Here is a 19713-nt window from a genome sequence, read left to right as displayed (position 1 = left end):
GAACGCTTCTTCAGCCGCATCAAGCACTTCCGGCGCATCGCAACCCGATACGACAAGCTCGCGTCCACCTTCATGGGCTTCGTCACCCTCGCCGCCATCATGCTGTGGCTCAAATAGCTAAATGGTCACCGCTACCTAGTCGGCCGCCGCGGTGGCCACGGGCGCCGGCACGGGCATGGCGCTCGGCCCGCGCGCGAGTTCCCTGGCCAGGGTCTCGCGGTCCAGGTCGCCCTCCCAGCGGGCGACCACCAGGGTGGCGATCCCGTTGCCGACCAGGTTGGTCAGGGCCCGGCACTCGCTCATGAACCGGTCCACCCCGACCAGCAGGGCCAGGGCGGCGATGGGGATGTCGGGCACGACCGCCAGGGTGGCGGCGAGCGTGATGAAGCCGGCCCCGGTGACGCCGCTGGCGCCCTTGGAGGTCAGCATGGCCACGCCCAGCAGGCTCAGTTCCTGGGCCAACGACAGGTCGATATTGGTCGCCTGGGCCAGGAACAGGGTAGCGAGCGTCATGTAGATGTTGGTGCCGTCGAGATTGAACGAATAGCCCGTGGGGATGACCAGGCCGACCGTGGTCTTGCCCGCGCCCAGGCGCTGCATCTTGTCGATCATCTGCGGCAGGACGGATTCCGACGACGAGGTGCCGAGCACGATCAGCAGTTCCTCGCGAATATAGGCCAGGAACTTCAGGATCGAGAACCCGCTGGCCAGCGCCACGAGGCCCAGGATCACCAGCACGAACAGCAGGGATGTCCCGTAGAAGGTCGCCACCAGCGCGCCCAGCTTGACCAGGGCCTCCAGGCCGTACTTGCCGATGGTGAAGCCCATGGCCCCGAAGGCGCCGATAGGGGCCAGTCGCACCACCACCTGGATGAGCGAGAAGAACACCTTGGAGACGTCCTCCAGGACGCCGGCCACCTTGTCTCCGAACGCTCCCAGCCGCGAGCAGGCGAACCCGGTCAGGACCGCGATCACCAGCACCTGCAGCAGGTTTCCGCTGGCGAAGGCGGCGAAGAAGGCGTCGGGGATCAACGAGAGCACGTAGTCGGGAAGGCTCTGGCCGTGGGCGGCCTTCTCGACATAACCGGCGGCCACGGACGGATCGAGGGTCGCGGGATCGATGTTGAAGCCCGCGCCGGGTTTGACCAGGTTGCCCACCACCAGCCCCAGGACCAGGGCGAAGGTCGAGATCACCTCGAAATAGATCAGCGTCTTGGCGCCCAGCCGGCCGAAGGCCTTCATATCGCCCATCCGGGCGATGCCCGAGACGATGGTGCAGAAGATCACCGGCGCCACGGCCATCTTGATCAGCTTGATGAAACCATCGCCCAGCGGCTTGAGCGCCACCCCTACATCGGGCCACAGGGCTCCGACGGCCACGCCGAGCGCGATGCCGACCAGCACCTGGACATAGAGCAGCCGGAAATACCGCAAGATCGCCATGGGTCCCCCATTCGCCGCCGACCCGGCCGCGCGGAGCGGAAGATAGGCCGATCGCCCGCGGGTTGGCGAGGCTCGCCCTGCGGCAATACGCGCACGCCAACTTAAGGGGGTCTAAACCGTTCCCGTGTAGTCAAGCTTCGTGACCCACGCCCTCGACTTTCATGAACGTAGAGCCCACCCCCGCGTCGCGGCCAACTTCCGCGCGCGCGCCTTCTATGGGACGAACAACGGCCTGTGGGCCGACTGCCACATCGTCGATGTGAGCCAGGGTGGTGCGCGGCTGAAGATCGCCCAGATCTATCCCCTGCCCGGCCGCTTCATGCTGCTGCAGCTGGAGGGCGGAATCGTCTATGAGGCCCGGCTACGCTGGCGCCGCGGCGACCTGAGCGGCGTGGCCTTCGATGGCCGCCATGACGTCGCCACCTCCACCCTCGAAAGCCTGGCGCAGATCCGCCAGACCTGGGACGCGTTGCAGCCCGCCAAGTAGCCGCCAAATAGCCGAAAAGCCCGGGTCAGGCCGAGGCCAGGGCCACCCAGATGGCGCGCAGGGCGCGGAACGGCTCGTCGACCGGCCCACGCAGATCGTGGTTGCCTTCGAAGCGCACGCCCAGCATCTCGCCGCGCCGCCAGGTCAGGCGCGCATCGAAGGCCACCGCGTCACTTATGTGCAGCAGGGCGAAATTCGGCGGCAGCGCCTGCTCGGCGGGGACGCGGAGCATGGCGCCGCGGGTGGTCAGGTTCCGGATGCCGCAGTCGACCGACATGACGTGACTGGGGCCATAGCAGATCCGGCCGCGCAGGAGGGTCCGCTGCCTGACCAGCGATCGTCGCTCGGTGCGGACGATGGGATCGGTCATGGCGCCAGCCTAACCGCGAATGTTTTCCGGCCCGTAAAGGACCGCGACCGCGTGAGCGCCTATCCGCCCTTGGTGGCCCTCTCGCTCAGGAACCAAACCGCCAGGGCGCTGACCCCGCCGGACATCAGCGCGATCACGAGCGCGATCACCCATCCCGGCACCACTGGCTTGTTGCCCTGCACTGTGTAGCTCCCAACCGTTCGACGGACCTCTATCCATCGCCTAGGTCGTGCCGACGCGCAATCCGGAGTTTCATCCCGCCCGAGAGGCCTGGCTTGGCGCCGGGCGGTGAACGTGGCATCGGTCTGCCAGATCGTCGCGGCGCCGCGGACTTCGCCAGTCCCCCCGGGTCGATCGGCAAGGCCCGGTAGCTCAGCCGGATAGAGCAGCGCTTTCCTAAAGCGAAGGTCGGGGGTTCGAGTCCCTTCCGGGCCGCCATCCAAGTCTCAGATTACATTGAACAAACTTGGATGGCAACCAGCCGCTGAAGCTCCAAAACCGGAAATAGGGAGCAAATAGGTCACAAGCGTGCTCAGGCGGGCGTCCGCACCCCGCCGTGCTCGGTCTTCAGGGTCTGCGGGAGCGCCATCGCGCGCGCCGCCGGCTCGGCCGGATCGCGCTGCTCAAGGCGCGTTTGAACCAGGTCCCTGACCAGCATCTCACCAACCTCCACGGCACGACGGCGCGAAGAAACGGGTTCAACTCATCGCAAGTCGGCAGACTTGTGGATTAACGCCGCAATAAGTGGAATAGATACATCAAGACGACAACGCAATCATCTCCTTTTATCTTACCCAAGGACCCACAATCACTTTCCAGAGCCCAAAACAACACTGTTGTCATCCTTGAACAACAATGAACACGCCTGAACTCCTATACCGGAACCGCGCGAAGGTGCCCCGGGCGGAACTTCCGTCGGGCTGCCAGGCTGGCCGTGGGGGCGACAGCTTCGCCAAGTCCCTATCTCGCAGCTGCGGGATACTGCCTGAGCTTCCCAAACCCCGCGGCGAAGACCGCCAGAACGAAGCCAAGCAGGGCGGCGAGGCCTGGGACCACGCGCGCGGCCACGACCCCATCTTCCTCCGGGACGAAGTTGAATCGGGGCGTCGCGCGGATGTCGGCCGCGCCAAGCACCGGGCCGGCCATGATCCGGTCGAAGAAGTGGTCCCGCCAACGGGCATGATAGGCGCCGACCTGGTGGCTGAAGGCTCGATAGGACGCCGTGCTCGTATCGGCCAGTTCGCCCATGACATCGGCCGCCAGGATCGCTGGGCTGACATACTTGAGACGGTCGATCAGGCCATGCTGGCGATCGCGCTGCTCATCGAAACGTTTGAACATCGGCGCGGCGGCGGCTTCGCCGCGCATCTCGAGCGGGATGACGTCCTTGAAGGCCGTGTTCAGCTCCGCGAGCATGACGTCCTCACCACCACGTGACGCCAGCTCGGCGGCCGCGCCGCCTGCCTGCGCGCTGGGCGGCGCCTCGCGTTTCGCCGCGTCGTAGCCTCGCCTTGCGGCCTGTACGAGTTCGATACGCGACGGCAGGGGATAGGTGCTCTTGGCGACGAGATTGAGCACCGCTGGAGCCAGCAGGACGAGCACCAGCCAAGTTCCCATCAGCACCATGGCGTTGGTCGAGGACTTTCCCGCAAAGGCGTTGACCAGCACAGAGAGGCCGAACCAGAAGCCGCCGTAGGCGATGATCGCGAGACCCCAGGCTCCCAGCCGCCATAGGCCGCCGTCGGCAAGCTCAGCGCCGCTGGCCATGACCCCGAGCAACGAAAGGGTGACGGCCATGCCGATAATGACCAGACCGCGCACGGTCACCTTGCCGACGACGAATTGCCCCACCGACACCGGTTGCGACAGCATCAAGACCTGGGTGCCGCCTTCCCGCTCCGACGACAGCATGTTGAAGCTCAGGGCGATGATGAGCAGCGGATAGAGGTAGATCAGCACGAAGCTGAGATCGAACCGTCCGACGGCGAGATTGACCGGGTTCTCGACCTCGTCCGTGTTCGATTGGTTGAACATCGCGCGCCACTGCACGAGCAGATACGATGGATGGACGTCGCTCTGGCCGATCGCGATCGCGCTTGTCGGTCCGGGCGGCTTGACCGCCATTTCGAAGGCCATGGTCCGCGCGAAACGTCCCGGAATCCGCGGGTCCTCATAGGCGCCATAGGGTTCGCCCCGCTCGATGCGCTCAGCCTTTTCGGCCAGCTTGCCGATGTTGTCGTCCGCGGTCGCGGTGGCGGCCGCGACGTTGGTCGTCAGGAATTGGCGCCACGCATCCCCGTTGTAGACCCCGTAGGCGAGGAGAAGGGCATAGACGGGAATGGCGATGAACAGCAGCCGATCCCGCAGGAGCAATCGCCATTCGTGCTTCATGATCTGAGTGATCATTGTCTATCCTTTGTGAGGCTGGCGACGCTTCAGACGTCGATTTTCATGCGCCGGCTGACGCTGAGCAGCGCGACCACGCCGCCGAACAGCCAGGCCGCGAGAACCGCGATCGGCAGCCAGTTGCGCGCCAGGATGTCCCCGAGTGGCGGCGCATCGAAGTCGAACGCCGGGACCCGTTTCCAGACGTCGTCGCCGGCCTTGTATCTCCATTCCGCGTCGAACGTGGTCCAGCCAACTGTGTTTCTCTTCAGGTCATCGTTGGTCACCTTCACCAGGTTCCGCCGATAGGCTTCGCCGGCGGCGGCGAACTGGTTGGCGAAGTCGACGTCGGTGCCGGCCAGGGCGCTGGATAGCGAGCGCACCGCGATAAAGGGCGAGAGGACACCGATCGCCTGCTGGAACCGGTTCTGCATCGCGTAGCGACGGTTCAGTTCGCCCACGTGCCGGTCGAAGACCTTGAACCCGTGGGTTTCGTCGGCCTCGAGGGCGAGCCCGAAGAAGCCATAGGGCAGGTCCTCGATCCGCTCGACCTTGTAGGTCGCGAGCAGTTTCTCGCGGAAGGCGATGTGATTGGGGTGATTGGGTTCGTGGGGATGGGGCCCCCTGTCGCGCCCGACCCGGATGGCTTGCGAGAGCTCCAGCGCCGACGGTGTCGGGTACAGCTGACGACTGACGTCGGCCGCCGCGCGGGGCAGCAGCAGCCCGTTCAGGATCCAGAAGCCAAGCAGGATCGTCAGCGCCGTACGCGAGGATTTCGCCATGATCGATACGGTCAGGGAGACGACCACGAAGATCGCCAGGTAGGCGAGGTACCCGCCGGCCAGGACGGCGACCTTCGCCGGGAAGTCGATCATGTCGTGCGGATCGCTTTCGCCGACGATCAATCCCGACAGGACGGCGCCCACCAGGACTGACGGGACTAGGACCAGACCGAGGGTCACCGCCACCCCCACCGCCTTGCCCCAGACCAGGTCGCTCCGCTTGGCCCCGACGCTGAGCAACTGGCGCAGCGTGCCCTCCTCGCGTTCCCCCGAGATCATGCCAAAGCACAGCAGGATGATCAGCAGCGGGATAAGCAGTTGCAGGATCATGGCGCCGGAGAGATCGCCGAACCGCTGCAGGGACGTGGCGTCCTGGGCAGGCTTGTAGCTGGCCTGGTTCTCCTTGTGGGCCTCCAGCATCGTGACGGTGCCGGTATAGTCATTGAGCCCTGGGTCGAAGAGAGCCAGCGGCGTCGAGGGCTTGAAGGCGTAGACACCATAGTGGGCCGCCGAATGGGGACCCTTGACGCCCTGGTTCAGCCATTGGCTGCGGACTTCCCGGGTCGCGGCCTCGCGTAGCGCTCGGTCCTCCCCGTAACGCGAAGCCGCCACGCCCAGAGAGGTGAGGAGCAGGACGATGATGATGAAGGCTGACCACAGGAACCGCCCGTCTCGGGTGATCTCCGTGAGCTCCTTGCGGGCCACATGCCAGATCATGGGACGGTCCTTCAGTCGTGCATGTGCTTGAGGTAGAGCGCCTCGAGATCGGCGTGGCCGATGTCCTGGGTCGCCAGATCGCCCACCAGCACCCCGTGCTTCATGATCCCGACCCGGGTGCCGCATTCCTTGGCGCGGAACAGGTCGTGGGTGGCCATGAGGATGGCCACGCCGTCCCGGCTGAGCTGCACCAGCAATTCAGAGAATTCGTTCGACGCCTTCGGATCCAGACCCGAGGTCGGCTCGTCCAGCAGCAGCGCCTTGACCTGCTTCGCCACCGCGATCGCTATTCCGACCTTCTGGCGCATGCCTTTGGAATATCCGCCGACCCGCTTGTGCGGCGCGTGGCCGGGCAGGCCGGCCCGCTCAAGAAACGCCAGGAGATCGGCGTCGGAATATTCGGAATGACCGGCGAGGCCGCTGAAGTACCGCAGGTTCTCCACCGCGGTGAGGTTGCGGTACAGCATCACGATTTCCGGGATGTAGGCCAGGAGACGCTTGGTCTCGATAGGGTGTTGCTTGGCGTCGAGCCCCCCGACCAGCGCCCGCCCGCTCGTGGGCTTGATGAAGTCGAGGAAGAGATTGATGGTGGTGCTCTTCCCGGAGCCATTGGCGCCCAGCAGGCAGTATATCTCGCCCGGCTTGATCTCGAGATCGAGCCCCTTGAGCGCCATGTGCCCGTTGTAATCCTTGCGAAGCGCCTCGGCCTTCAGCATGACCCTCGTACACTTTCTATGATCGAGACCGACCATGGTTGGAGCGCCGTCCCCGACGGACACTGTTGTGGGCTTGGCCTTGCGGGCCTGGGGGCCAAGCTCTCGCCGACCAACCGCATCGGATCGCCAGCGTCATCGACGATGTCGCGGACCACGCGGGTCCGTCCGGCCTTCCTGGGCCTGAGCGACCACCAAGGTAATTCGCATCGCTCAATTCGCGACAATTCCATCGGCTCGACGCGAATACACACCTTCACCCGTCATATCTGACTCAATGAGTCGACTTTATAGTTTCCACTTGAGGAATTAGGAGATCATCGGCGGAATAGTTTGTCGATTTCAATAATCAGAAGCCCGGGCGGCAAAAATGCCGGGGGCCAGCGTTTGGCGCGGCGTCGCGCGCGAGCCTGCGCGACGCCGCGGCCGGCGCTAGGTGGTGGCGAACGCAACGCCCTGGGCCAGGGGCAGGTCGCGGCCATAATTGATGCACTGGGTTTGCCGGCGCATGTAGGCCTTCCAGGCGTCCGAGCCGCTCTCGCGCCCGCCTCCCGTCTCCTTCTCGCCACCGAAGGCGCCGCCGATCTCCGCGCCGCTGGTGCCCATGTTCACGTTGGCGATGCCGCAGTCGGAGCCCGCGGCCGACAGGAAGGTTTCCGCCTCGCGCAGATCGTTGGTGATGATCGACGATGAGAGGCCCTGGGGAACGTCGCGGAGTAGCGCGACGGCCTGGTCGAGGGTCTCGTACCTGAGGACATAGAGGATGGGCGCGAACGTTTCCTCGCGAACGACCTGTGTCTGGCTGGCCAGCTCGACGATGGCGGGGCGCGCATAGAGGCCGCCCAGGGCCTCCCCGCCATGCACGATCCCACCGTCGCGCTTCGCCCTGTCGAGCGCCGTGGCCATGCCCCGCAGCGCATCTCCGTCGACCAGCGGTCCGACGATATTCCGCTCAAGGCGCGGATCGCCCACCGGGAGCTCTCGGAAGACGCGGGTCAACCGCGGCAGCAGGTCATCATAGATCGAGCCATGCACGAGCAGCCGGCGCATCGTGGTGCATCTCTGGCCCGCGGTGCCCGCCGCGCCGAAGGCGATCGCGCGAACCGCAAGCTCGAGGTCGGCGCTGGGGCAGACCACCGTGGCTCCATTGCCGCCGAGCTCAAGGAGACTGCGTCCAAACCGCTCGGCGACGGTGACGCCGACCGCGCGACCCATGCGGGTGCTCCCCGTGGCCGAGACGAGCGCGACACGGTGGTCGGCCGAGAGCGCAGCCCCGATCTCGCCATCGCCCAGCAGGAGCGCGGAGAGGCCGGCTGGAGCCTCGGGAAACTCCGCGACGACGCGTTGCAGGAGGGCGTGCGCGGCGACCGCCGTCAGCGGCGTCTTTTCCGATGGCTTCCAGACGATCGTGTCGCCGCAGACCAGCGCCAAGGCGGCGTTCCAGGCCCAAACCGCCACCGGAAAATTGAAGGCGGAAATGATCGCGACCACGCCCAAGGGGTGCCATGCCTCGCGCATGTGGTGCATCGGGCGTTCCGAGGCGATGGTCAGGCCGTAGAGTTGGCGCGACAGGCCGACGGCGAAGTCGCAGATGTCGATCATCTCCTGGACCTCCCCAAGGCCCTCGGAGAGCGACTTCCCGGCCTCCAGCATCACCAGTTCGCCCAGCGCCGCCTTGTTGTCGCGCAGCACCTCCCCGAACCGGCGCACGAGCTCTCCGCGCCGAGGCGCGGGGACCAAGCGCCAGGTCTCGAACGCCGCCTGGGCGGCCACGAGCGCCTGGTCCACCTCCTCCAGCGAGGCGGTCTCCACCGGCGGCATTGGCGATTCATCGATCGGCGAGAGGCGCGCGACGCCTCGAACCGGATGGCTGACGCCCAGTGATCCGAGGACGCGCGAGGCGGCCAGGCCGCACGTCGGGAGCGACATCGTGTCCATCACGCCACCTCCGCACGGGCGATGGCCATGGCCCCGTAGGCGCGCCCGAACCGGTTCTTGAGGAACAGATCCAGGGGGATCTGCTCCTGCCGGACCAAGCCCTGCTGGGGAAGCGAGCCCTCGGCCAGAAGATCCAGGACAGCGCAGATGCCCGCCGCGGTGGTGATCTGGATGGCGCTTCGCTGCACGCCGCCCACCTCGGCGCCGTAGATCTTGTTGGCGTAGGTCTCCTGGAAGTAGCGGCCGTCCCGCTGGCCGCTGACGGTCGCGAACACCAGGACGACGTCCTGCATCGTCGCCGGCAGCGCGAACTCAAGGATGTCCTTGAGCAGGGCGCGCCGCTGGCCCAGCCGCAGATCCTGGATCAGCGCCTTCATGATGTCCCGGTGGCCGGGATATCGGACCGTCTTGTAGTTCAGATTACGAACCTTGCCCGCCAAGGTTTCGCACAGTGTTCCCAGGCCTCCTGAAGTATTGAACGCCTCGTATCGGACGCCATCCAGGGAGAATTCCTCGAGCTCCTCCAGCGGCGCGGCCTCGCAAAGACGCCCGCCGACGATGGCCTCGCAGGGCTCGTCGTATTCGTTGATCACCCCGTCGGTCGACCAGGTCAGGTTGTAGTTGAGGGCGTTAGACGGAAAGATCGGCAGCGCTCCGACCCGCATGCGGACGCTCTCGAGGGTGTCGAAGCGGCCGGCCAGATCGCTGGCCACGATCGAGATGAAGCCTGGCGCCAGTCCGCACTGCGGAATGAAGGCGCGGTCCGAATCCACAGCCAGGGTCTTCACCAGGCGTGTGGTCGCCACGTCCTCCGTGAGATCCAGGTAGTGCGCCGAGGCCAGTCTCGCCGCCTGGGCGACATGGCGGGTCACGTCATAGGGGGCGGCCGACAGCACCGCGAACTTTCCGCGCATAGCCTCGATCAACTGGTCTTGCGCGGTGACGTCGATGACGGCCGTCTGGACGTTGGGACGACGAGGAAGCCGGTCGATCTGGGCCTGATCACGGTCGGCGACCAGAATCCGGTAGTCGCCGCTCTCCGCGAGATGGGCTGTAATCATCTCGCCGATCTTGCCGGCTCCAATCACGAGTATGGCTTTCACGGTATTCTCCTCCACATGGAGGAAGATTGTTTGAGTGTTTGTCTGGTTGGAAGATTGAATGTTGCTCGAATTTCGACTAGAATTCCTCCACAATGACTACTTCGCCCGACACTTTGCAAATGGATGACCTTGACAGACAGCTCATGGCACTGTTGAGGGTGAATTCACGCCAGCCGGTCACCACCCTGGGTCGCGCCCTGGGCCTCTCGCGCGCCAGCGTCTATGCGCGCATCGAACGCCTGGAGCGGACGCAGGTGATCGGGGGCTATACGATCCGGCTGGGCCAGGCCTATGAGCGCAGGCTCGTGCGCGCTCACGTGATGATCAAGATCTCAAGCCGGCACGCCACGGCGATCGAGGCCCGACTCTCGAAGCTCGTCGAACTCACCGCCCTGCACGCCATCAGCGGCGAGTATGACCTGATCGCCTTGCTGGAGGCCGAGAGCCTGGCTCAACTGGACGCGCTCATCGACGCGATCGCCGGGCTGGAGGGGGTGGAGCGGACCACCTCGTCGATCGTGCTGTCCACGCGCCTGCGACGCTAGGCGCCGGACGAGGGCCGGGCGAAGCCCAGGTCAGGTGAGGTCCACATTGCCGAGCAGCCCCTTCGGGTCGAAATGCGACTTGAGCAGCTTGGCGGCCAGCCGCTCGCCGGGGGCGGTCCAGGCGCAATAGGTCTCGCGGTTGACCGGTCCCACACCGTGCTCGGCGCTGAAGGTTCCTCCGTTCTGGGCCACGGCGATGCGATAGACGCCGGCGCGAACCCTGGCGCTGACGCCCACGAAATCATCCGGGCCCGCGCCCGGGGGCCAGACGATGTTGAAGTGGTCGCCGCCGTCGCCGCAGTGGCCGAAATCGCAGACGGTCAGATAGGGATGTTCCGCCGCCATGAAGGCCAAGGCCTCCCGGCGGAAATCGGGCAGCCGCGACCGGGGAACCGCCACGTCGATGCCGATGACGCGCCCCAGGGCCTTCAAGCCGTCGCTCACGGCGTGCCGCAGCGCCCAGGCCTCCGCCGGCCGCGCGATCACGACATCTTCGATCAGCCGCTCTGTCCCCTGCAGGCTTTCGGCCAGCGCCTCTCCGAACAGGCCGACAAGATCCACCCCGCTGCCGCTGCCCGCGCCGGTCGTCAGCTCGACCAGCAGGACGTACGGCGGAATGGCGTCCGCAAAGGGGTTGCGCAACGCCGGATGAGCTTTCACGGCGGCCCGGATCGCATTTCGCGACAGCCCTTCGCAGGCGCTCAGGAAATCGCCGAGGCGTTGGTCGAGCAGCGTGAGGATCGCGGGGATGTCCCCGTGGTCCCGCGGCGTGACGAACGCGGTCATGGTCTGGACGGGAACCGGATGGAGCTCGAGCCGGGCGCGCACGACGATGCCGAAGGCGCCGCCGGTGCCGACGAACACCTGCTTCAGGTCGACGCCGGAGTTGTCCTTTCGCAGGCCGCGCATCATCGAGACCATCGAGGCGTCCGCGTCGGCGAGCACCACCTCCAACCCCAGCAGATTGCGCCGCACATCGCCGTAGCGGATGAGCCTCGCGCCGCCCGTGTTCGTCGCCACCATCCCGCCGATCGTCGGGTCGGCGCCCAGGTCGATCGGAAACTGCAGCCCGAACGCCTGGGCCTCGGCGTTGAGCCGGCTGAGCCGGGCGCCGGCCATGACGCTGGCGCTGCGGTCGGCGACATCGAGCCTTTCGATTCCCGCGAGGCGCTCGAGGCTGACGACAACCTGGCGACCGCTGTCGTCGGGCGTGCTCGCGCCGGTCAGGCCGGTGTTGGCGCCCTGCGCGACCATGGGGATGTCGTGACGGTGGCAGTATCGGACGACATCGCGAACCCCTTCCACCGAGCCCGGCCGCGCAACCGCCAGGGCCCTGCCCGCTCCGTAGCGATAGCCGCGCTCATAGGCGGGATGATCCTCCTCGGCCACGAGCGCACCGGCCTCCAGGACGCGCGCCAGGTCGCGACGGACAGCGCTGCTGGCCGACATAGCCTAGGCCTGGCGCGCGCTGGTCATCTTGAAGATGCCCTGCGCGTTGCTGCTGTCGAAGGAGAGGTCCAGGCGCCCGGTGTCGGGATCGGGCTCGCGCTGGATGAACTCGAAGAACGAGCCCGGAACCTCGCGCGCCAGCAGCCCGCCATCTGGGCCGATGAACGTGCGCTGGGCCGGGTCGGCGAGAAAGGCGGTCTGCCAGATCCGGCCATTGGTCGAGACCTCGATGGTCGGTTTCAGGGGACGGCCGAGTCCACGCTCGCGCGCCACCACCCAGCCGATGGAGGCGACGCGATCCGTGGCGTGGTTGAAGGCGTTGCCCTCGGTGGCGATCCAGGCCATTTCGGCCGACTCCGAGAGCAGGATTTCGTAGTCGCTCCAGGCGGCGTCCACATGCTGGCGGCCGAAGCAGGCGACGAGCCGGGGCAGTAGGGTGCGGGCGTCCTCGAAGCCCAGTCCGCCCGTCGCCGCCAAGATCTCGAGCTTGGCGACGTCCCCCGAGGACAGGGGATCTTCGGACCGCGCCGTCACACGGCGCGCGGCCTCCTGGAACTTCGAGGAGAAGCGCTCGACATGCAGCTCGCTGACGAAGAACTGCGGGAGCGTCTCCGGATAGTCGAGCTGGGTGTAGGATCGTCCGGTCATGCCGAGGCGATCGAGCGGATAGGTCTCGGCCATGGCGTAACCCAAAGGCTTGAGGACCCGGGTCAGGGCCACCTCTCCGGCGGGCAATGCGCCCATGCCGGACAGGCCGACCGTTCGCACCGCGCCGTGATCGAACACCAGGCGCCGCCCGGCCGCCGCGAGGTCGGCGACATAGGCCGCGCCCGTCGGGGCCCGGGCGAGCAGGTCCTCGAGCAGCAGCAGGTTCAACGCCTGGGCCATGACCGCGCGCCGGACCTGGTCGCCTGTCCCTGCGCCGATCGCGGGATCGATGTCGACGAGGTCGATCAAGGCGTTCGCCGCATCTCGGCCGATGACGGCGCCGATCAGCCGGGCAAGGGTCGAGGCGACCGGAATCTGCATGATCCTGTTCCTTGGAGATAGGTTGGAGGTCGCCCCCACGGGTCCGTCCGACGCCGCGCCGATCCGTCGTCAGGATGGCGCGGCGAGAACGCCTCAGGGGACGGTGAAGCTGACCGTCGTGATGTGGGTGACGCTCTTCACGGGCTTTCCGAACAGGGTCGCGCCGGCGTCGTCCTTGCGATCGACTGTCACCAGATAGCGGCCCTTCCACGGGGTCGGGACGCTGAAACGGCCCTCGGCGTCCGACTTGATGTTCTTGACCCACCCCTCAGGATTGGTGATCCGCACCCCTTCCCTGACCGGCTGGCCCTTGAACAGGATCTGGAATTGGTCGCTCCCCGGGCTGCGAGGCACGACCTCGAAGTCCAGGGCCGATCGGGTCTCCGACCTACCGGCCTTGGCGTAGTAGATCCTGCCGGTGAAGCCGCCGTCGGGCGTCGGGTCGGGTTCGAACACGTTGGCGTCGACCAGGCGGACATCGCCGGAACCCTGCACGGCCGCCTCGATGTGGTCGGCCTTGCGCGTCAGCGCCGCGGGCTTGGATGGATCGTCGGTGAACACCAACGGCGCCTTCAGTTTCGGAAACTCCGGATCGGCGCCGACCGGGCGCGGATAGTCCGGCTCGCCGAGGAAGATACGGGCCGGACCGCCGGCGTCACGCTCGATCCACACCTCGTGCGCCATCGCCGTGCTGGCCAGCAACAGACTGCCAGCGGCGCCGGCCAGGACCTTAAACACACCAGCTCTCCTCAACATGTTCATCGGTCGGGCGATCAGAAAGACGTGGAGATCGAGAACTTGACCGAACGGGGCAGGCCCTGGGCGGCGAGGCTGGAGCCCGTCGCGGCCCAGTACTTCACGCCCGTCACGTTCTCGCCATAGACCCGGAAGGTGACCGGCTTGTCGAAGAGCTCGGTCTGGTAGCTCGCGCCCAAGTCCAGCGTCGTGTAGTCGCCGACGAAGGCGTTGTTGGTCGCATTCACCGCCCGGTCGCCGACGTAGAACAGGCCGGCCGAGAGGCGCAGGCCGTCCAGGAACGGCGCCCTGTACTCGGCGAAGATCGATCCGCTGAACTCGGCGGTGTTCTCGATCCGCTTGCCGACGACCGTGGCGGCGCCAGAGGTCTGTTTCGCCTCGAGGGAGACGGCGCTGACCGAGATCGACAGTTCCCGGGTGAGCTCACCGGCCGCGCTGAGCTCGAGGCCCTTGTAGGAGGCCTGACCGTCCTGGACGAACACGTTGGCGCTGTTGAGATACGAGGACGCCCGGCTGATGTCGAAATAGGCGGCGGTCAGCAACAGGCCGCGCTTGGGCTCCCACTTGATCCCGAACTCCGTCTGCTCGCTGACGGCGGCCGGCATGATCTGACCGGCGTTCACCGCGATCTGCGGGACGATGCCGCCCGATTCCAGGCCTTCCACGTAGTTGCCATAGACGCTGATCCAACTGCGCGGCTTGATCAGCAGGCCGTAGGAGAGCGAACCGGGGCTGGCCTCATAGCTGGTGGTCGGGCTCTTGTCGCTGTAGTCGGTCTTCCGGTAGCCGACGGTGAGCTGTAGCCATTCGTTGTAGGTCGCCCGCTCGAAGATATAGACCCCCACGTCCTTGACCTTCGAGGTCGTCAGGACGGTGCCGCGCGGCGTCGGCTGTTCCGGGATGACCACCGGATTGTGCAGGTTTTGCGCGAACCGGGAGCGGACCGCCGCGGTGATCACCGACTTGCGCGTGTAGTCGGCGGCGCCGATCAACAGCTCGTGCTTGATGGGTCCCGTCCGGAATGCGCCGGCCAAGTCGCCGCGATAGATCACGGCGCGATAGGTGTTGTCGGGGAACAGGCCGATGCCGACCGTCCCGTCGCCGGTCGTCAGGTCGTATCCGAAGAACGACGAGTAGCGCCGCGTACGGTCCAGATAGGATTCACCGGCGCTGAACGAGGCGCTCCACGCCGGGCTGAAGTTATACCTCGCCCGGGCCATCAGATTGTATTCGTAGCCTTCGGCCAGCAGCCAGGCCGCGCCGAGGTTCTTCGAGGCGCTTTGCAGCGGCGGCAGGACGATTACCCCGTTCACCGGGGCGGGCAACGCGAACTCCGTCGGCTCGGTCACCTCCTTGTTGATGTACTCGGCGTCCAATTGGAGCAGGAATTTCTCGTTGGGTTTCCAGTCGAAGGCGCCGGACACGAATTTGCGTTCGCCTTCGGTGCGCTTAACCCCCGTCTCCAGGTTGGCGATCGCGGCGTTGATCCGCAGGCCCATGTCGCCCCAGCTGCGGCTCGCATCGATATGCGCACCGGCCCCGCCGTGGATATTGCCGAACAGGTTCAGGTTGGTGAGGTCTCCGCTCACCGGCCGGCTGGTCACCAGGTTGACCACGCCGGACGGGGTCGCGAAGCCGTAGTAGAGGCCAGCCGCGCCCTTCAGGACCTCGACGCGATCCTTGTTCTCCATCGGCATGTCGATGAAGTTGATGATCGGCAGGACGCCGTTCAGCCGGTAGTTGGTGGTGTTGTCCACCGGGATGCCGCGGATCGACAGGTTGCTGTAGATCACGCTGTTGATCTGGGACTGGCTGACGCCGGCGGTGTTGCGCACCGCGTCGAGGACGCTGAGCGCCTGCTGGGCGGTCAGCAGGTCCTTCGGAATGACCGCGACGGTCAGAGGGGTCTCGATCACCCGCGCATCGCGGAAGGCGCCGGCCTGGACATAGTCGGCGCTGAAGGTGTTCTTGCGGTCGGCGGTGACGACGACCTCGTCCAACTCGACGCGATCGCGCGGCGCGTCGGCGGCCTGGGCGAGCGCGCTTCCGCTCATCAGCAATGAAAGCATTAGGGCGGGGCATCCCGCACGGCCTACGGTCGTCATCTGGCGCTTCACTTCTATCCCCCAGGACAGCGAATTCAGGATTGACAGCTGGACCTATTGATATGGTCCAGAATTCATTGAGACCGCGCGTCTTTTGACAACCACTCGTGAGGTAGAATTGCTCTACCTATATTTGTGGCGCAATCGAACTTGCGGTTATTCTTGTCACAATTGGAGGTCATCACGCACCAGGCGCCTTGTCGATTTCAATTAATCGCAGGCCGGGCGTCAAAAAAGTTGGGCGAAGATCGTCATCGCGCGGACCTGGGCGCGGGCTTGCCGCCGGGCCGACGCTTCAGCCACAGGGTGACCCCGAGCACGATCGTGGCGCACAGCCAAATTCCGACGACGAGCGCCAGCACGCGGGTGGCGATCCCACCCCATTCGCCGGCATGCAGCGGATAGAGGCCCATCACCATCCGAACCGGTGTCGGCGCGGCCAGGGCGTCGCGGCTCTTCAGGGCGAGGCCGCTGGCGGCGTCCACATAGACGATCGTGGTGCCGTAGACGCGGCGCCATTCGCCCGGCCGCTTCAAGCGGACGGCATAGCAGGAACGGTCCCTCGGCAGGGTGACGACGGCGACCAGGCCATCGGGATAGACGGCGCGAGCGGCCTGCTCCGCGACCCCGGGCTCCACCCTGCGCGCGCCGTCGACGGCGGATGCGCATCGCGCCGGCGGCGGGAGGGTCGCGCCCGCCGCGCGCTCCAGCTGCGGCGACCAGACGATGAGGGCCCCCGTCAGCGCGGCGAGCAGGCCCATGGGCGCGAGCCAGAGGCCCACGGCCCGGTGCCAGGCCAGGGCGGTCATGGCGGGCGACTTTGAAGGCTGCGGGACAAGCGTGTTGCGCCAACGGCCCCGCGCGGGCCAGGCGAGCCGCAGGGCGATCAGCAGGTTGGTCGCCAGCAGCACGCCGCTGAGGCCCACGAACCAGTCGCCGACCGCGCCCGACAGGAGCTGCTTATGCAGGAGGAACACCTGACGCGAGATCGCCACCTGCGACAGCGGTCGTTCCCAGGCGCTCTGGCGCAGCACCTCGCCGGTGGCGCCGTCGATGCGCACGACCTGCCGACGGCCGTCCGGACGATCGACCAGGAGGTCGACCTGGCCCTCGACGCCGCCACTTCGGAAATACTGCAGGACCTGTCCGCCCGGGGGCTGTCGCTCAAGCGAGGCGATGGCCCGGCCGATCGCCGCCGCGTCCTGCGGGCGGCCCGAGGCCCCAAGCGTCATGTCGTCGATCGAGCGGTGGAAGACCAGGTAGGCGCCCGAGAGCGCCTGCACCACCCAGAGCGTCGCCACGCAAAGCGATATCCATCGGTGGATGACGCGAAGCTTGGCCTTCATGTCGCCGGCTCCGGTTGGCCGATCCAATGCAACAAGCCATCCCCGGTGCGGCACGAGATCGAGGCCCGGACTATCACAGCCTGGTTGGCGATCATCGCGTCCATTCACTCCTGTAGGCGGTCTGTCGTCAGCGTGACCCGCAGGCCCAGGACCACGGCGTTGTCGAGGCCGGGCGCGGCGCCCGGGCCGACCACGTACTGGAGGTTGGGCTGCAGGCTGAGCCAGTCGTTGGCGACGTAGCGATAGGTGATCTCGAACGCGGTCTCGGCGTCGGGCCGGCCACTCGCCCGATGGGGCGCTCCGCCGAACTCCGCCCTAGTAACGGCGAATCCGAGCTGATCGTGCGGCCGTCCCGCCCACGGCGCGTCCATCACCACACCGCCGCTGAACTGACGGACCGCCGCCGACGGCTTCGGACCGGAAACCCCGACCCGCACCCACCCCGAAAGGCCGCCGCGAGGCGCCAGAGGCCCTTCGATGGAGGCATAGGCGCCGCGGTCCGATCGACGTTCGCCGGTTTCGCTCGGCGCGAAACTCTCGGTGTAGCGCCAGACGCCCATGGAGACCCGAAGGCCGCCCTCCCCCGTCACGTCCGCCTGACCGATGATCAGGGCGCCGTCGTCCTCGGCCAGATCGACCGCCGCCAGCGCCTCGGGCCGGTCCAGATCCCCCGGAACGCCGTCGAAGGCCGCGGCGCGGACAGTGAACGCCCCACGGCGCAGCTCGCCGCGGATTCCGAGGGCGCTGGTTGGATAGATCGACGGCCCGTTTCGACCGCTCTGGGCGATCTCCGCGCCGATGCCATGGGAGCTGTTGAGGAACAGGCCGGCCGGTTCGATCCCGTCGAACTCGGCGTTGAGGTCCATCAGGCCGGCCCGGACCGAACCCCGATCGCCGAAGTCCTGTTCGACCCAGGCCTCCATCAGGCGATGGGCGCCCGAGGCGCTGATGTTGTCGACGCCCTGCACGTCGCCGACCAGGTCTCCGCTCAGGGCGTCGCCGTCGATCCGATGATAGAGCAGCCGCCCCGTGAGGCCGGGCCGCCCCCACGCCTCGCCGTGGAGGGTGACCGAGAGATCGAACCTGTTGAGCAGGGCATGACCCGTGCTGAGACCCCCATGGATGTTTCGCCAGGCGTCGAAGGTGTTGGTCGCGTCGGTTTCGATCGGCGAGCGCGCGCCGGCCTGGGCATGAGCGGTTGCAGGAACCGTCGCCAAGAGGGCGAGGGCGAGCGCCGAGGTCAGGTTGATCCAGCGGTTCGATGGTATTGGCGGGGGGCGCATGCGCGGGGTTCGATCGGGTAAGGGCGCTAGCGCAGCGCCTTGGCGACGGCGGCGAAGAACGCGTCGTCGTCGAACTCGAGCCGGGAACGGAAGCTGGGCTTGGAGCGCGCGCTGAGCAGCACGATCATCAGGCGCTCGCGGGGATTGATGTGCAGGTACTGCCCATAGATTCCCTCGGCCTGGAAGGAACCTTCCAGCACCGGATCGGCCAGTTCAGGCAGCCACCACATGTAGCCGTAGGGGACCTTCCGCCCCCCCACGACGGCCGCGGCGCCGGCCTCCTGGAACCAGCCCTCGGGTACGATGGATTCGCCGTCGATCCGGCCCTCGTCGAGGACCAGCTGCCCGAAGCGGGCATAGTCGCGGAGCGTCGCGCTGATCCCGCTGCCGGCGAAGACCATCCCGCCCTGGCCTTCCACCCACCAGTGCGCGTCCCGCTCCATGCCCAGGCGCGCCCAGACCTTGGTCGAGAGATATTGGGTCGGATCGACGCCGGTCGCGGCCTGCAGCAGCTCACCGACCAGATAGGAGTCGCCCGTATTGTACTTCCAGGACGAACCCGGCGCGGCGCCCCGCGGTAACTGGCTCATGTGCCGGACGACCGCCCCGGGCTCGAACTTCAACTGGGTCTCAAGCAGCCTGCGCCGGTCGGATTTGGGGTTGGTATAGGTCTCGTCCCATTGGACGCCGGACGTCATCTGGAGCAGTTGGCGGACGCTCACATCGGCATAGGCGCTCGCGGCGAGCGGCTTGATGTAGCGCGGCAGGGGATCGTCGAGGCTTTCGATGTGGCCGTCCAGGATCGCGGCGCCGACCAGGGTGGACGCAATCGACTTGGCCATGGAGCACGACGCCCAAAGGGTCTCGGGGGTCGCGCCGAGCTCGTAGTTCTCGCAGACGACCTTCCCGTCCTTCATGACGAGAAGGCCCGCGACACGATTGGTCGCCAGATAGTCGTAGATGTCGAAGGTCCTGCCGTCGGCCTCCAGGGCGATATCGGGGAGCGCGCCCGCGCCCTGGGGCAAGGGGCGGGGCGCTCCGCCGCGCGCGACCGTGCGGACGGTGAAAAGCTCATGGTAGTGGGCCAGGGCATGGACCGTTTCGCCCGGCGTCATGGCGCCGTCGAAGAAGCGCTCGAGAGGCGCCCTGTACCGGGCCTCCGTGTCGCCGAAACTGCTGCTGTCCGCCACGCGTCCCACTCCGAATATCTCCAGGCTTGCGGTGGAGAAGAGACCCGGGCGGGGCGGGATGTCGATTTCAAT

18 protein-coding genes, 1 tRNA gene and 1 pseudogene are annotated in these 19713 nt (G+C 66.6%); 4 read left to right on the top strand and 16 right to left on the bottom strand.

The annotated features are described in order from the left end of the window. Positions 1–117, top strand: a pseudogene (locus Q8Q88_RS05950) (IS5/IS1182 family transposase); the annotation flags it as partial. Positions 118–135: 18 nt separating this feature from the next. Here the strand turns inward: Q8Q88_RS05950 and Q8Q88_RS05945 are convergent. Next, a complete protein-coding gene (locus Q8Q88_RS05945) occupies positions 136–1443 on the bottom strand; it encodes a dicarboxylate/amino acid:cation symporter (RefSeq protein WP_305674282.1) in 1308 nt (435 codons plus the stop codon). 139 nt (positions 1444–1582) lie between these two features. Here Q8Q88_RS05945 and Q8Q88_RS05940 point away from each other — a divergent pair, with 139 nt between their 5' ends. Continuing rightward, a complete protein-coding gene (locus tag Q8Q88_RS05940) occupies positions 1583–1930 on the top strand; it encodes a PilZ domain-containing protein (RefSeq protein ID WP_305674281.1) in 348 nt (115 codons plus the stop codon). Between the two features lie 25 nt (positions 1931–1955). Here Q8Q88_RS05940 and Q8Q88_RS05935 read toward each other — a convergent pair whose 3' ends face one another. After that, positions 1956–2300, bottom strand: a complete 345-nt coding sequence (locus tag Q8Q88_RS05935) for a PilZ domain-containing protein (protein ID WP_305674280.1) — start codon at positions 2298–2300, stop codon at positions 1956–1958. A 59-nt stretch (positions 2301–2359) separates the two neighbouring features. Then, complete coding sequence (locus tag Q8Q88_RS05930; RefSeq protein ID WP_305674279.1) at positions 2360–2482, bottom strand: hypothetical protein; 123 nt, start codon at positions 2480–2482, stop codon at positions 2360–2362. Positions 2483–2661: 179 nt separating this feature from the next. Between Q8Q88_RS05930 and Q8Q88_RS05925 the strand changes: the two genes are divergently transcribed. After that, a tRNA-Arg gene (locus tag Q8Q88_RS05925) sits at positions 2662–2738 on the top strand. A 94-nt stretch (positions 2739–2832) separates the two neighbouring features. Here Q8Q88_RS05925 and Q8Q88_RS05920 read toward each other — a convergent pair. The 6 genes from Q8Q88_RS05920 to Q8Q88_RS05895 form a co-directional block, all read right to left on the bottom strand. Then, on the bottom strand, positions 2833–2958 hold the full coding sequence (locus tag Q8Q88_RS05920) for a hypothetical protein (RefSeq protein WP_305674278.1): 126 nt from the start codon (positions 2956–2958) through the stop codon (positions 2833–2835). Between the two features lie 302 nt (positions 2959–3260). After that, a complete protein-coding gene (locus Q8Q88_RS05915) occupies positions 3261–4706 on the bottom strand; it encodes an ABC transporter permease subunit (RefSeq protein ID WP_305674277.1) in 1446 nt (481 codons plus the stop codon). 29 nt (positions 4707–4735) lie between these two features. After that, complete coding sequence (locus tag Q8Q88_RS05910; protein ID WP_305674276.1) at positions 4736–6184, bottom strand: ABC transporter permease subunit; 1449 nt, start codon at positions 6182–6184, stop codon at positions 4736–4738. An 11-nt stretch (positions 6185–6195) separates the two neighbouring features. Further along, complete coding sequence (locus tag Q8Q88_RS05905; protein WP_305674275.1) at positions 6196–6900, bottom strand: ABC transporter ATP-binding protein; 705 nt, start codon at positions 6898–6900, stop codon at positions 6196–6198. Between the two features lie 429 nt (positions 6901–7329). Continuing rightward, positions 7330–8835, bottom strand: a complete 1506-nt coding sequence (locus Q8Q88_RS05900; protein ID WP_371129812.1) for an aldehyde dehydrogenase family protein — start codon at positions 8833–8835, stop codon at positions 7330–7332. Continuing rightward, the gene (locus Q8Q88_RS05895; protein WP_305674274.1) at positions 8835–9938 is read right to left on the bottom strand and encodes a saccharopine dehydrogenase C-terminal domain-containing protein; all 1104 of its coding nucleotides are present in this window, start codon (positions 9936–9938) and stop codon (positions 8835–8837) included. Before Q8Q88_RS05895 ends, Q8Q88_RS05900 begins: the two co-directional genes overlap by 1 nt. A 92-nt stretch (positions 9939–10030) precedes the next feature. Between Q8Q88_RS05895 and Q8Q88_RS05890 the strand changes: the two genes are divergently transcribed. Beyond that, complete coding sequence (locus Q8Q88_RS05890; RefSeq protein WP_305674273.1) at positions 10031–10483, top strand: Lrp/AsnC family transcriptional regulator; 453 nt, start codon at positions 10031–10033, stop codon at positions 10481–10483. A gap of 30 nt (positions 10484–10513) precedes the next feature. On the opposite strand, the gene Q8Q88_RS05885 is transcribed toward Q8Q88_RS05890, so the two are convergent. From Q8Q88_RS05885 to Q8Q88_RS05855, 7 genes are all read right to left on the bottom strand, one after another. Further along, positions 10514–11932, bottom strand: a complete 1419-nt coding sequence (locus tag Q8Q88_RS05885; protein WP_305674272.1) for an FAD-binding oxidoreductase — start codon at positions 11930–11932, stop codon at positions 10514–10516. Positions 11933–11935: 3 nt separating this feature from the next. After that, positions 11936–12961 carry a 2-oxoadipate dioxygenase/decarboxylase family protein gene (locus Q8Q88_RS05880; RefSeq protein ID WP_305674271.1) on the bottom strand — a complete coding sequence of 342 codons (1026 nt, stop codon included), beginning with the start codon at positions 12959–12961 and terminating at the stop codon, positions 11936–11938. A gap of 93 nt (positions 12962–13054) precedes the next feature. Then, complete coding sequence (locus tag Q8Q88_RS05875) at positions 13055–13699, bottom strand: hypothetical protein (RefSeq protein WP_305674270.1); 645 nt, start codon at positions 13697–13699, stop codon at positions 13055–13057. Between the two features lie 35 nt (positions 13700–13734). Next, positions 13735–15786 carry a TonB-dependent siderophore receptor gene (locus tag Q8Q88_RS05870; protein ID WP_305674269.1) on the bottom strand — a complete coding sequence of 684 codons (2052 nt, stop codon included), beginning with the start codon at positions 15784–15786 and terminating at the stop codon, positions 13735–13737. Positions 15787–16073: 287 nt separating this feature from the next. Next, positions 16074–17168 carry a PepSY domain-containing protein gene (locus Q8Q88_RS05865; protein ID WP_305674268.1) on the bottom strand — a complete coding sequence of 365 codons (1095 nt, stop codon included), beginning with the start codon at positions 17166–17168 and terminating at the stop codon, positions 16074–16076. A gap of 104 nt (positions 17169–17272) precedes the next feature. After that, positions 17273–18451 carry a carbohydrate porin gene (locus Q8Q88_RS05860; RefSeq protein WP_305674267.1) on the bottom strand — a complete coding sequence of 393 codons (1179 nt, stop codon included), beginning with the start codon at positions 18449–18451 and terminating at the stop codon, positions 17273–17275. Between the two features lie 26 nt (positions 18452–18477). Next, positions 18478–19641, bottom strand: coding sequence for a serine hydrolase (locus Q8Q88_RS05855; RefSeq protein ID WP_305674266.1), 1164 nt, complete (start codon positions 19639–19641; stop codon positions 18478–18480). Positions 19642–19713: the final 72 nt, after the last annotated feature.

It is taken from the genome of Phenylobacterium sp. (assembly GCF_030697925.1).
In the GTDB taxonomy this organism is placed as follows: Bacteria; Pseudomonadota; Alphaproteobacteria; order Caulobacterales; family Caulobacteraceae; genus Phenylobacterium.
This window is presented reverse-complemented; position numbering and strand designations above follow the sequence as displayed.